The 12,433-nt window shown below is 73.6% G+C and carries 12 protein-coding genes; 9 read left to right on the top strand and 3 right to left on the bottom strand.

Going from position 1 to position 12,433, the window contains the following annotated elements; all coding sequences use genetic code 11:
- Positions 1-3 precede the first annotated feature (3 nt).
- The 5 genes from ACWCRA_RS30350 (at position 4) to ACWCRA_RS30330 (ending at position 4,325) form a co-directional block, all read left to right on the top strand.
- Positions 4-276: a phosphoribosyl-ATP diphosphatase gene (locus ACWCRA_RS30350; protein WP_351556163.1), complete on the top strand. Its 273-nt coding sequence runs from the start codon at positions 4-6 to the stop codon at positions 274-276.
- 55 nt (positions 277-331) lie between these two features.
- Positions 332-1,189, top strand: coding sequence for an ATP phosphoribosyltransferase (hisG, locus tag ACWCRA_RS30345; protein ID WP_351556166.1), 858 nt, complete (start codon positions 332-334; stop codon positions 1,187-1,189).
- A 15-nt stretch (positions 1,190-1,204) separates the two neighbouring features.
- Positions 1,205-1,660: a PH domain-containing protein gene (locus ACWCRA_RS30340; RefSeq protein WP_351556169.1), complete on the top strand. Its 456-nt coding sequence runs from the start codon at positions 1,205-1,207 to the stop codon at positions 1,658-1,660.
- A gap of 233 nt (positions 1,661-1,893) precedes the next feature.
- Entirely contained in the window at positions 1,894-3,240 is a 1,347-nt protein-coding gene (locus ACWCRA_RS30335) for a hemolysin family protein (protein ID WP_451069106.1), read from the top strand.
- Positions 3,237-4,325, top strand: a complete 1,089-nt coding sequence (locus ACWCRA_RS30330; protein ID WP_351556174.1) for a hemolysin family protein — start codon at positions 3,237-3,239, stop codon at positions 4,323-4,325. The genes ACWCRA_RS30335 and ACWCRA_RS30330 overlap by 4 nt, the downstream gene beginning before the upstream one ends.
- A gap of 46 nt (positions 4,326-4,371) precedes the next feature.
- Here the strand turns inward: ACWCRA_RS30330 and ACWCRA_RS30325 are convergent, their stop codons facing one another.
- The gene (locus ACWCRA_RS30325; RefSeq protein WP_351556191.1) at positions 4,372-6,276 is read right to left on the bottom strand and encodes an AAA family ATPase; all 1,905 of its coding nucleotides are present in this window, start codon (positions 6,274-6,276) and stop codon (positions 4,372-4,374) included.
- A gap of 378 nt (positions 6,277-6,654) precedes the next feature.
- A complete protein-coding gene (locus tag ACWCRA_RS30320) occupies positions 6,655-7,299 on the bottom strand; it encodes a uridine kinase family protein (RefSeq protein WP_351556177.1) in 645 nt (214 codons plus the stop codon).
- A gap of 212 nt (positions 7,300-7,511) precedes the next feature.
- Between ACWCRA_RS30320 and ACWCRA_RS30315 the strand changes: the two genes are divergently transcribed.
- The 4 genes from ACWCRA_RS30315 (at position 7,512) to ACWCRA_RS30300 (ending at position 11,264) form a co-directional block, all read left to right on the top strand.
- Positions 7,512-8,876: a C39 family peptidase gene (locus tag ACWCRA_RS30315; RefSeq protein ID WP_451069119.1), complete on the top strand. Its 1,365-nt coding sequence runs from the start codon at positions 7,512-7,514 to the stop codon at positions 8,874-8,876.
- 118 nt (positions 8,877-8,994) lie between these two features.
- Positions 8,995-9,159 carry an SCO1431 family membrane protein gene (locus ACWCRA_RS30310; RefSeq protein ID WP_451069105.1) on the top strand — a complete coding sequence of 55 codons (165 nt, stop codon included), beginning with the start codon at positions 8,995-8,997 and terminating at the stop codon, positions 9,157-9,159.
- A 74-nt stretch (positions 9,160-9,233) separates the two neighbouring features.
- A complete protein-coding gene (locus ACWCRA_RS30305) occupies positions 9,234-9,902 on the top strand; it encodes a TetR/AcrR family transcriptional regulator (RefSeq protein WP_351556183.1) in 669 nt (222 codons plus the stop codon).
- Positions 9,903-10,091: 189 nt separating this feature from the next.
- Positions 10,092-11,264, top strand: a complete 1,173-nt coding sequence (locus tag ACWCRA_RS30300; protein ID WP_351556186.1) for an acyl-CoA dehydrogenase family protein — start codon at positions 10,092-10,094, stop codon at positions 11,262-11,264.
- 690 nt (positions 11,265-11,954) lie between these two features.
- Here the strand turns inward: ACWCRA_RS30300 and ACWCRA_RS30295 are convergent.
- Positions 11,955-12,353, bottom strand: coding sequence for a hypothetical protein (locus tag ACWCRA_RS30295; protein ID WP_351559750.1), 399 nt, complete (start codon positions 12,351-12,353; stop codon positions 11,955-11,957).
- Positions 12,354-12,433 lie beyond the last annotated feature (80 nt).

Raw genomic sequence — 12,433 nt, 5'->3', positions numbered from 1 at the left:
ATCATGGCGAACAAAACCTTCGAAGAACTCTTCGCCGAGCTCCAGCTCAAGGCGGAGACCGGCGACCCGGCCACCTCCCGCACCGCCGAGCTGGTGGACAAGGGCGTCCACGCGATCGGCAAGAAGGTCGTCGAGGAGGCCGCCGAAGTCTGGATGGCCGCCGAGTACGAGGGCAAGGAAGCCGCCGCCGAGGAGATCTCCCAGCTGCTCTACCACGTCCAGGTGATGATGGTCGCGCGCGGGATCTCCCTGGACGACGTCTACGCCCACCTCTGAGCACCACCGCCCGCTGCCCCGCCCCGCACACCCACGACGCAAGGAAGCCGACCTCATGCTGCGCATCGCCGTCCCCAACAAGGGTTCACTGTCCGGACCTGCGATGGCGATGCTCCATGAGGCCGGCTACCAGCAGCGCAAGGAGTCCAAGGAACTCGTCCTGGTCGACCCCGTGAACGAGGTCGAGTTCTTCTATCTGCGCCCCCGCGACATCGCGATCTACGTCAGCTCCGGCCGGCTGGACATCGGCATCACCGGCCGCGATCTGCTCCTCGACTCCGGCGCCGGTGCCGAGGAGATCCTCCAGCTCGGCTTCGCCCGCTCCACCTTCCGCTACGCCACCCGCCCCGGCACCGCGGGCGGCGTCGGGGAGTTCGGCGGCATGACCGTCGCCACCTCCTACGAGGGCATCGTCGCCAAGCACCTCGCCGACAACGGCATCGACGCCTCCGTCGTCCACCTGGACGGCGCCGTGGAGACCGCGATCGAGCTGGGCGTCGCCCAGATCATCGCGGATGTGGTCGAGACCGGGACCTCGCTGCGCAACGCGGGCCTGGAGGTCATCGGCGAGCCGATCATGACCTCCGAGGCCGTGGTCATCCGCCGCACCGGAGCCGACCCGGCCGACCCCGCCGAGCCCAAGGTGCAGCAGTTCCTCCGCCGGCTCCAGGGCGTCCTGGTCGCCCGCTCCTACGTGATGATGGACTACGACTGCCGGGTGGAGCACCTGGAGCAGGCCGTCGCCCTCACTCCCGGCCTGGAGTCGCCGACCATCTCCCCGCTGCACCACGAGGGCTGGGTCGCCGTCCGCTCCATGGTCGCCGCCAAGGAAGCCCAGCGGATCATGGACGATCTGTACGAGCTGGGCGCGCGGGCCATTCTCACCACCGCCATCCACGCCTGCCGGCTCTGAGGAACCACCGAGACCATGACCAGCCCCGCCGCCGCCCCGGAGCAGCAGCTCCCGGTCACCTTCCGGCCCACCCGCACCCGTGTCGTCCTGCTGAGCGTCGGCACGGTGATGTTCTCCGTGATCGCCTTCGTGGGGCTGACCCTGGAGCGGCTCAACCCGGGGGAGCGGATCAGCTTCGTCTTCACCGCCTTCCTCTTCCTCGGTGTGCTGGCCCTGCTCAGCAGGCCCAAGGTGGTCGCCGACGCCACCGGTGTGACGGTCGTCAACATCACGCGCGTACGCCACCTGGAGTGGGCGGAGATCGTCAAGGTGAACCTCCGTCCGGGTGATCCCTGGGTCTTCCTCGACCTGAGCGACGGGACCAGCCTGCCGGTCCTCGGCATCCAGCCCGGAATCGCCCGGGAGCAAGCCATCAGCGACGCCCGCGCCCTGCGCGCGCTCGCCGAGTCCCACGGCACCGTCCCCCGCTGAGCCGCCGCTCCGCCCGGCGCTTCGCCCGCCCCGGCGGGGGCAGGCGCCTCTACTCTGGTGACGGCGGCGCCCAGCGCGCCCCGTCCCGTCCGCCGCGCCGGCCGGGCCGCGCCCTCCGCGGCGGGCCCGCCGGCGGCCGTCACGGGGCTCCAGCGATCCGAGGAGTGACCCTCTCCGGCAATGGACGGACCGTCCGGTAGTACCCGCGCCGCCCCCTCCCGGGAGGCGGCGGCATGATCGCCCCCCTGTCGCTGCTCACCGCGGCCTTCCTCCTGATCCTCGCCAACGGCTTCTTCGTGGCGGCCGAGTTCGGCCTCGTCACCGTGGAGCGGCCCGACGCCGAACGGGCCGCCGCCGACGGCGACCGCCGCGCCCGCCGGGTCGTCACCGCGCTGCGGGAGCTGTCCTTCCAGCTCTCCGGCACCCAGCTCGGCATCACCCTCACCTCGCTCGTCGTCGGCATGCTGGCGCAGCCCGCGCTGGCCCGGCTGCTCGGCGGGCCGCTGGCCGCGACCGGGCTGCCGGCGGCGGCCGTCCCCTCGGTCGCCGTGGTCATCGGGATACTCCTCGCCTCCGCCGTGCAGATGGTCGTCGGCGAACTGGTCCCGAAGAACTGGGCGGTCTCCCGGCCGCTCCAGGTGGCCCGGTTCACCGCCGGGCCGCAGCTGCTCTTCTCCGCGCTCTTCCGCCCCCTCATCGCCCGGCTCAACGCCCTCGCCAACCGGGTCGTCCGCCTCCTCGGCGTCGAGCCCGCCGAGGAGCTGGCCTCCGCCCGTACCCCCGGCGAACTGGTCTCACTCGCCCGGCACTCCGCCCGCGCGGGCGCGCTGGAGCAGGACACGGCGGATCTCTTCGTCCGCACGCTCGCCCTCGGCGGACTCACCGCCCACCATGTGATGACCCCCCGGGTGAAGACGGTCGCCCTGCACAGCGACGCCACCGCCGCCGATGTCCTCAACCTCACCCGCGCCACGGGCCTCTCCCGTTTCCCGGTCTACCGCGAGAGCATCGACGACATCATCGGCACCGTCCATCTCAAGGCGGCCCTCGCGGTCCCCGCCGGGAGGCGGATACGCACCTCCGTGGGCTCGGTCGCCGCGCCACCGCTGCTGGTGCCCCGCACCCTGCCCGTACAGCGGCTGCTGGACCGGCTCCGGGGTGAGCAGCCGCTCGCCGTGGTCGTCGACGAGTACGGCGGTACGGCCGGAGTGGTCACCCTGGAGGACATCGTCGAGGAACTCGTCGGCGAGGTCCGCGACGAACACGACACGGCCCGGGGCGCCGGGCCCGGCATCACCCCCGTGGCACCCGAGGACGGCCGCCCCGCCTGGGAGGCCGACGGCGGCTGCCGGGTCCTCGATCTGCGCCGGACAGGTCTCGATGTGCCCGACGGACCGTACGAGACGGTGGCCGGTCTCGTCGCCGATCTGCTGGGGCGCATCCCCGCCCCCGGCGACCGGGCCGAACTGCCCGGCTGGCGGCTGTCGGTGCGCCGGGTCGACCGCTACCGCGCCGAGCGGGTACGCCTGGTCCGCACCGGCGCACCGCAGGCCGGCCCCGGTCCGGAGGCGGGCCGGTGAGTCTGCTCCCCCTGCTGCTCGCCGTGGTGCTGGTGCTCGCCAACGGCTTCTTCGTCGGCGCCGAGTTCGCCCTGGTCTCGGTGCGCCGCAGCCAGATCGAACCCCTCGCCGCCGGCGGCTGTGCCCGGGCCCGCCGGGTGCTGTACGGACTGGAGCATCTGCCGCGGATGATGGCGGCGGCCCAGTTCGGCATCACCGTCTGCTCACTGACGCTGGGCGCGGTCGCCGAGCCCACCGTCGCCCGGCTCCTCGAACCGCTCTTCCACGCCGCCCGGGTGCCGGAGGGGCTGGTGCACCCGCTGGGGTACGCCATCGCCCTGGCGGCCGTCGTCTGTCTCCACCTCGTCATCGGCGAGATGGTGCCCAAGAACCTCGCCATGGCCGCCCCCGAGCGGACCGCGCTCTGGCTCAGCCCCGGCCTCGTCGCCTTCGCCCGGCTCTGCCGTCCGGTGACGGCGGGCCTGGGCGCCTGCGCCGGTGCGGTGCTGCGCGGTTTCGGGGTCGAGCCGCGGGACGAGGTGCCGGCGGTCTTCACCAGCGCCCAGCTCGGACGGCTGGTCGAGGACTCCGGCCAGGCGGGGCTGCTGGACCCGGCCGAGCAGGAGCGGCTGGCCGACGCGCTGGAGCTCGGCAGCCGCCCGGTGACCGAGGTGCTGATCGCCCGCTCCGCGCTGGTGACCGTCGGCCCGTCCGTCACCCCCCGCCAGATCGAGGAGCTGACGGTGCGCACCGGCTACTCCCGCTTTCCGGTACGGGGCGAGGGCGACGGGCCGTATCTGGGCTACCTCCACGTCAAGGACGTCCTCGATCTGGAGGAGCCGGAGCGGGCCGTGCCCCAGCGGATATGGCGGCCCATGGCGACCCTCGGCCGGGAACTGCCGCTGGACGACGCGCTCACGGTGATGCGCCGGGCGGCGGCCCATCTCGCACAGGTCGCCGGGGCCTCCGGGGAGATCCTCGGTCTGGTCGCCCTGGAGGATGTGCTGCGGACCCTGGTCGGCGAGGTCCGCGAACCCCCGCCCGCCCCGGCCGCCGGCTCCCCGCCGCCGGTCCGCACCACCGGGGACATCGCCCTGGTGAGCTGAGCCCTCGCCGGGCCGCGGCGGCCCGAGCCGCCCGCCCGGTCCGGTGTCACCCCGGCGAGGGCTCCTGAGGGCCGCGGCCACGGGGACCGCGGCCCGACAGGACCTCCCCGTACGCCTGCATCAGATCCGGCAGCCGCAGCGTCGAGAGATCGTCCCGGGTGGGTGTGCCCGGATAGCCCGACAGCCGCAGATCACGGTAGGCGCAGCTCTTCTCGTACAGCGTCCGCAGAAAGCGCCCGTTGCCGAGTTCGTCGATCCAGCTCTGGTCCACCACATGGCCGCTGACCGAGCGCAGCTCGTCCACGGCCTCCTCGTCCCACACATCGCCGTTCTCCGCGGCCAGCACCTGGCCGATCGCGGTCAGCTCCAGCGGGCGGTACGAGGGGAAGTCGATCCGGGTGGTGAAGCGGGAGGCGAGCCCGGGGTTGGCGGCGAGCAGCCGGTCCATGCCCTCCGGGTGGCCCGCCAGGATGACCACCAGATGGTCCCGGTTGTCCTCGGCGCGCTTCAGCAGCACCTGGAGGGCCTCGTCGCCGTAGGCGTCGCCCTTGGAGTAGCCGGAGTTGGCCAGGCTGTACGCCTCGTCGACGAAGAGCACCCCGCCGAGCGCGGAGTCGATCAGCTCATTGGCCTTCACCGCCGTCTGTCCGAGGAACTCGCCCACCATGTCCGAGCGCTGCGCCTCCACCAGATGGTCGCCGCCGAGCAGCCCCAGCGCGTAGAAGACCCGGCCGAGAATCCGGGCGACGGTGGTCTTCCCGGTGCCCGGAGGGCCCGAGAAGAGGAAATGCCGCTTCGGCGGCTGCACCGGCATCCCCTGACCGGCGCGCAGCCTGGCCATCTCCAGCTGTGCGGAGAGCGCCTTGACCTGCCGTTTCACCGGATCGAGCCCCACCATGCGCTCCAGCTCGGCCAGGGCCTCGGCGAGCAGCGCCGGATCGGTGGGGCCCGAGGGGACCAGGGCCGGGGGAGCGTCGGCCGGGTCCTGCGCCCGCCGCCGGATCACCTCGGGCAGGGGTACGGAGGGCACCGAGCCGGGCAGTTGCGTCCCCGGGTCGGAGCCGGGCCGCTGGTCCGCCGCCGCACCGCCCTCACCGTCCGTGGACTCCCCGCGCTCCTGAAGGGGCTCCTGGCCGAAGCCGGCCAGCGAGACCGCGAGCCCGGTCGTGTTGTCGTACCCCTCCAGGCCGTCGTAGTCGGCGATCGCCGTCAGCCGGGCGGAGGTGTCCATGAACGCCGGGTCGATCCGGTGCACCGCCCGGTACAGCGGCAGCGCCGCCGCGCTGCGGCCGGTGCCCTCGTGCGCCCGCGCCAGCCAGTAGCGCAGCTCCTTGCGCTGGGGCTGCTCGCTGCGGCAGCGCATCAGCGCCGCCGAGAGCAGCGGCTCGGCCTGTCCGTACATCTCCAGGCGCACCCGGGCCATTCCGCCGAAGAGCCCGGCCTCGATGCCCAGCAGCGGATCGTTGACCAGCGGCTCGGTGTGCCGGACGAGCTGCTCCCAGTCCTTGACCAGATAGGCGCGGCAGGCGTGCAGAAAGCGCACCTGGGGATCGGTGTCCACGGGCGGCAGGGCGGCCAGCGCCCGGTCCAGCTCGGGCACGTGCCGGCCGTCGAGCCAGTGGGAGGCGTGGGCGAGCAGCAGATCCCGCTCGCTCTCCAGCACCGGCTGGACCCACCAGCCCAGCCAGTACCAGGAGTTGAGGGTGCGGCGGTGGCGCGAGCGCTGCTCCCCGAAGCGGTCCCGGGCGCGGTACATCCGCAGCAGCGCGTTGGTGGTGTCGACGCGCAGGGCGTGCAGCCCCAGCCAGCCGTCGGCCATCCCGGGATCGAGCCGTACGGCGGTGCGGAACTCCTCCTCCGCCTGCGGATAGGCCCCCATGGTGTAGGCGTCCACGCCGCGCACCCAGGCGAGGTCGGCCGGGGCCGGTGCGCCCTGCGTGCCGATATTCATCAGGTCCCCCACAAAGTGCACCTGCGCCATGTCCGGAGACTCGCCCCCGGGCCCCGCCGACGGGGGCGGGAGACGGCAGGCAAGGCACCGAACCACCGTTCCGTGGACGGGATTTGACCCCACCGAAAAGCATCGTACCTGCGCAGGGACGCCGAGCTTAAGGGCGCCGTGGGGTGATACGGATCGCGGTGACCGAGGGTTAGGGAGGCGGGCGGGCGGCGGTGGGGCGGCGGGCAGAACGAAGCCCCCGGTCACGGGGGAACAACCGGGGGCTTCGCGTCTGTGGGCAGCGGTAAAGCCGCACATTGAGAACGTAAGACCTCTGCGCCCCGTCGGTCAAGCAGAGTTCGGGCCCTCTTGGGGCGGATTTCCGACTGGTCAGTAGGGCGGGGGAGTGCGGTGACCCAGTGTGATGATCTGGTTCTCGGGTGCGTTTGTTCGAGGGCCGGGGAGCGTCTCGTAACCCCCGGGGCACTCCCTGATCAGGGCGTCCGCGAAGGGCCGCGAGGGGTCGGCCGCGAAGTGGCGGGACTCCGCAGCCGTCCAGCCGTCCCAGAAGGCGGTCAGCCCGTCGCCGTCCCGCCGCCGCCCCCGCCGCCAGGAGTCCTCGGCGCCCCGCTCCATCCAGAGCAGCGCGGCGAGGTGGGGGCGCAGCGCGCGGCGCCCCGCGCCCACCCCCTCGACCAGGACGGCCGGGGCGGCGGGGAGGGCGCGCGGTGGGGTGAACCGGCGCGCGGTCCAGTCGTACGGCGTGTACTCGGCACTCACGCCCCGGGTGAGCGGCCCGATCACCTGGGAGAGCATCCGGCCGGTCCAGCCGAACAGCTCCTCATGGCTGGCGAGGTCGTCCAGGTGGAGTACGGGGACGGGGGCGCCGCCGGTGTGCTCCAGGGCGCCGGCCAGCCGGGCGGCGAAGGTGCTCTTGCCCGAGCCGGCGTGCCCGTCGACCGCGATCAGCCGCACCGGGCCGCAGGAGGGCGGCAGCGCGCCGAGGGTCCGGGCCAGGCCGTCGAGATCGTCCACCCGGCCACCCTACGGCGCCCCGGCGGGGCCGGTCGTCCCGGTGGGAGGGGCCGGTCGTCCCCGGCGGGACGGGCCGGTCGTCCCCGGTGGGACGGGGACCCGGGAGCGGAATCCCGGCGGCTGGCCGGAGCCGGGCCGAGCGGCGATAGTGGCCTCGTCGGCTCCGCACGCCCCGCCGTCCCGCCGCCACCGAACCGGGGGTTCCCTTGGACCTGTCCCACGGAAGCGTTCCGCGCAGAACCCTGCTGGGCGCCGTCGCCGCGGCGGCCGGAGCGGGCGCGCTCACCGCCCCGGCCGCCCCCGCTGTCCTCGCGGCCACCCCCGCCACCCGCCGGGACCCCGGCGCGCCGGCCGTGGAGAACCGTTTCTGGACGACATCCGCCGACTGGCGCTCCGGCACCCCCGACGGGGTGCGGACGGCCGGGGGCGCCCGCCCCTCGGTCGTCGTCGCGCGCCCCGCCGGCCGCCTCGACCACACCGATCCGCACACCGGCCGGACCGGGAGCTGGGAGTACGCCACCTGGACCTCGCCCGAGCACCGCACCCGGGTCCCCGCGACCGAGATCATCGCCTCCTGGAACGCGGACACCCCGGCGGGCACCTGGCTCCAGGTGGAACTGCGCGGCACCTACGCGGACGGCACCGCGACACCGTGGTTCGTGATGGGCCGCTGGGCGGCGGGCGACACCGACATCCGCCGTGCCTCGCTGGACGGCCAGAGCGACGGCCGCTCCTCCGTCCGGACCGACACCCTCGCGGTGGACGACCCGGCGAGCGCGGTACGGCTGGTCGCGTACCGGCTGCGGCTCACCCTCCACCGCAGACCCGGCACCCGGCTCACCCCCACCGTGCGGCGGGCCGGAGCGATGGCCTCCGCCGTCCCGGACCGGTTCACCGTGCCCGCCTCCGCGCCGGGGCCCGCGCGGGTGCTGGATGTACCCCGCTACTCCCAGAACGTCCACACCGGCCGCTATCCGGAGTACGACGGCGGCGGCGAGGCCTGGTGCAGCCCCACCTCCTCGCAGATGGTCCTCGAATACTGGGGCCGGCGGCCCACCGCGGCCGATCTGGCCTGGGTCGATCCGGCCTTCGGCGACCCCCAGGTCTGCCACGCGGCGCGGCAGACCTTCGATTACCAGTACGAGGGCTGCGGCAACTGGCCCTTCAACGCCGCCTACGCCGCCTCCCACCACCGGATGAACGCGGTCGTCACCCGGCTCTCCTCGCTCACCGAGCTGGAGCGGCTGATCGCGGCCGGGGTCCCGGTGATCACCTCGCAGTCCTTCCTCCCGGAGGAGCTGACCGGCGCCGGATACGGCACGGCGGGCCATCTGATGGCCGTCGTCGGCTTCACGGCCGCCGGCGATGTGATCGCCAACGACCCCGCGTCCGACAGCAACGGAGCGGTACGCCGGGTCTACCGCCGCCGCGCGTGGGAGAACATCTGGCTCCGTACCAAGCGGTACGGAGCAAACGGGGCAGTGGCGTCCGGCACAGGAGGCGTCTGCTACCTCTACTGGCCCGAGCGCCCCACGCCCGCCCAGCGCCGGGTTCTGGCCTCCCTCGGCATCCACTGAGGCCGCCGCCGGCCCGGGGGCAGTGACGCAGGTCCTACCCCGGGGGCCGGGAGCGCTGGCACTGTGGCCGGGTCACCCGGGGCGCCCCGGCCCCACCGCCCGACCGAGCGAGACCACCATGACCTCCGCATCCGCTTCCGCCGCATCCGCCCCCGCGACCCCCGCCGCCGCCCGTGCCCGCACCGGAGGCCCCGACGACCGCTCCGGCCTGGCCGAGCACCTCGCGGGCTGGACCCTGGTCGTGGTCATCGCCATGCTCGTCACCCGCCTCGGGCTGATCTGACGCCCCCCGGGGCGCCGGACGCCCTCTGCCATACTGCGGACATCCTGTGTCCAGGCGCGAGGCAAGGGCCTGAATTGACCAAGAGTGAACGGCGTGCCGGGACCGAGAAGTACCGGGCACGCCGCGCCGAACTCATCGCGACCGGGCGGAAGCTCTTCGCGGACACCTCGTACGACGCGCTCTCCATGGACGACATCGCCCGGCACGCCGGGGTCGCCAAAGGGCTGATCTACTACTACTTCACCAGCAAGCGCGGCTACTACCTCGCCATCGTCGAGGACTCGGTCGCCGATCTCGTGGCACGCGCCGCCGGAGAGCCCGAACTGCCGCGCTTCGAGCGGGTCCGCCGCACCGTCGACGGATATCTGCGGTACGCCCGGAACAACGAGGCGGCCTTCCGCACCATCGTCACCGGGGGAGTCGGCTTCGACGCCGAGGTCCAGGCCATCCGGAACGCGGTGCGCGAGGAGCTGGTCGCCACCATCGCCGAGGGCGCCTACGGCACCCGGGAGATCCCCGCCGTCGCCCGGCTCGCGCTCCTCGGCTGGCTCAGCGGTGTCGAGCAGATCGCCCTGGACTGGGTCGGCCGCCGGGAGCCGGACCGGGAGCTGGTCTGCGCACTGCTGATCCGGCTGCTGCGTGCCGCCCTGGCCACCATCGAGGAGTTCGAGCCCGGCTTCCCCCAGCCCGCCCCCGAGCCGGCGCGCGGCCCGGCTCTCCCGGAGGCGCCGGTCGCGCGCTGACCGCCTCCCACCTGCGCACCCGTGACGGAACCGCTGTGATCGGGCATACTCGACGCGCCACAGCCAGAGCCACCGCCGAGCCCTCTCCGCGACCCGGAAGCGCGGCATCGGCACGGCAGAGAGCGGCGCGGCGCGCTCACACCCCGGGCGCGCGGAGCCACAGTGCCCGACAGGGAGGAGAGCGCCGACATGACCGACAGCGTTCCGCAGTTGGTGGACCGTCAGCTGCCCACGGAGGAGTCCAGGGATCTCATCGCCCTGGTGCGTGACATCGTCCAGCGGGAGGTCGCCCCCCGGGCGGCCGAGGAGGAGGAGTCCGGGCACTTCCCCCGGGAACTCTTCACCCTGCTGTCCTCATCGGGCCTGCTCGGTCTCCCCTACGACAGCCGCTACGGCGGCGGGGACCAGCCGTACGAGGTCTATCTCCAGGTCCTGGAGGAGCTGGCGGCCGCCCGTCTCACCGTGGGGCTCGGCGTCAGTGTCCACTCCCTCGCCTGCCATGCCCTGGCCGGCTACGGCACCGAGGAGCAGCGGGCCGACCGGCTGCCCGCCATGCTCGGCGGCGGGCTGCTCGGCGCGTACTGCCTCTCCGAGCCCGCATCCGGCTCCGACGCGGCCTCGCTGAGCACCCGGGCGGTGCGCGACGGCGACGGCTGGGTGATCACCGGGACCAAGGCCTGGATCACCCACGGCGGGGTCGCCGACTTCTGCACCGTGCTCGCCCGCACGGGGGTGGAGGGGGCCCGGGGCATCACCGCGTTCCTGGTCCCCGGCGACGCGGCGGGGCTGAGCGCCGCCGCGCCGGAGAAGAAGATGGGCATGAAGGGCTCGCCCACCGCGCAGCTCCACTTCGACGGGGTGCGGGTCCCCGACAGCGGCCGGATCGGGGAGGCGGGGCAGGGCTTCGCCATCGCGCTCTCCGCCCTGGACTCCGGGCGGCTCGGTATCGCCGCCTGCGCCGTGGGGGTGGCTCAGGCGGCGCTGGACGAGGCGCTGGGGTACGCCGCCGAGCGGCGCCAGTTCGGCAGGCCGATCGGGGACTTCCAGGGGCTGCGGTTTCTCCTGGCGGACATGGCCACCCGAGTGGAGGCGGGCCGCGCGCTGTATCTCGCGGCGGCCCGACTGCGGGACGAGGGGCGTCCCTTCAGCCGGCAGGCGGCGATGGCGAAGCTGTTCTGCACGGACGCGGCGATGAGTGTCACGACCGATGCGGTTCAGGTGCTCGGGGGGTACGGGTACACGGCGGACTTCCCTGTCGAGCGCCTCATGCGCGAGGCCAAGGTGCTGCAGATCGTGGAGGGCACCAACCAGATCCAGCGCATGGTCATCGCCCGCCACCTCCTGGGCCCCGAGTCCCGCTGACCCTCCACCCCCTGCGGGCCCTGTGCCGAGGCGCCTGCCCGCGAGCCGCGCATTTCAGCGCTGTCCGGCGGTTGGGGCCGCGCGCTTCAGCCGGTCGGCGGCCGGGGTCGCGCATTTCAGCCCTGTCCGGCGGTCAGAGCCGCGCACTTCAGCCCGTCGGCGGCCGGGGCGGTGCTTTTCTGCGCTGTCGGCGGTGAGCCGCGCACTTCAGCCCTGTCCGGCGGTCGGGGCCCCGCACTTCAGCCGGTCGGCGGTGAGCTGTGCTTTTCAGCGCTGTCGGCGGTTGGAGCCGGACATCTCAGCCTCGCCGGCGTTTGAGGCGCGGGGGTTCGGGGGCTGGCCCCCGACCCGGGCCCGCACGGTGCGGGCCTCCCCCGGCGCGGGGTGTGTCCTCAAGCGCCGGACGGGCTGGGTGTGCGCATGGTGCGGGCAACCTGTGGTGCGAGGGCTGGTTTCGATGCCCGACGGGCTGGGTGTTCGTACGGTACTGCCAGCCCGGGGCGCGGGGTGCGTCCTCAAGCGCCGGACGGGCTGGGAGTTCGCACGGTGCGGGCCTCCCCCGGTGCGGGGTGTGTCCTCAAGCGCCGGACGGGCTGGGAGTTCGCATGGTGCGGGGTGCGTCCTGGAACGCTCGATGGGCCGAGGGTTCGTACGGCGCGGGCCCCTGGCCCGCGCCCCCCGGACGTCGCGTCAGGCCGCGCGGCCTCGCGCCCGCACCGGGCGCGACCCCGGCCCCCCCACGTGCGAGAACGGCTGCATCCGCCAGTCCAGCCCCTGAGGCAGCGTCAGCAACAGCCCCATCTCCTGCTCCTGCACCTCCAGCGTCTCGTCCGCCGCACTCGCCTGCGCCGCCGGCCGCCCCGTGCCGGTGCAGACGGTCAGCCCGAACGGATTCCACGGCGTGGGGCACAGCGCGTGCTCCGGCAGGGTGTCCTCGTCCGCGAGAAGCGCGATTGGCTGCACGCAGTCCGGGCAGATGACCCGGTACATCTCGAAGGTGTCGTACGCGTCGAGTTCGTCCAGCTCCAGCGACTCCGCCGGATCAAGAGGCTCCGGTTCGGCACGGCCGATGTTTTTGACATTCTGCATGGGTTCTCCCCCTCGGGTGGGCCAACCAGGCACATGTGGCCTCGACCACAGCAAGCACTTCCCCACGCGCATAGCGGGTA

This window comes from Streptomyces sp. NPDC001889 (assembly GCF_053594535.1).
This window is presented reverse-complemented; position numbering and strand designations above follow the sequence as displayed.

Coding starts and splice junctions, on each gene's coding strand:
- ACWCRA_RS30350 (WP_351556163.1), top strand. CDS start 4: ATGGCGAACAAAACCTTCGAAGAACTCTTCGCCGAGCTCCAGCTCAAG.
- ACWCRA_RS30325 (WP_351556191.1), bottom strand. CDS start 6,276: ATGAATATCGGCACGCAGGGCGCACCGGCCCCGGCCGACCTCGCCTGG.
- hisG (WP_351556166.1), top strand. CDS start 332: ATGCTGCGCATCGCCGTCCCCAACAAGGGTTCACTGTCCGGACCTGCG.
- ACWCRA_RS30300 (WP_351556186.1), top strand. CDS start 10,092: ATGACCGACAGCGTTCCGCAGTTGGTGGACCGTCAGCTGCCCACGGAG.
- ACWCRA_RS30335 (WP_451069106.1), top strand. CDS start 1,894: ATGATCGCCCCCCTGTCGCTGCTCACCGCGGCCTTCCTCCTGATCCTC.
- ACWCRA_RS30340 (WP_351556169.1), top strand. CDS start 1,205: ATGACCAGCCCCGCCGCCGCCCCGGAGCAGCAGCTCCCGGTCACCTTC.
- ACWCRA_RS30295 (WP_351559750.1), bottom strand. CDS start 12,353: ATGCAGAATGTCAAAAACATCGGCCGTGCCGAACCGGAGCCTCTTGAT.
- ACWCRA_RS30310 (WP_451069105.1), top strand. CDS start 8,995: ATGACCTCCGCATCCGCTTCCGCCGCATCCGCCCCCGCGACCCCCGCC.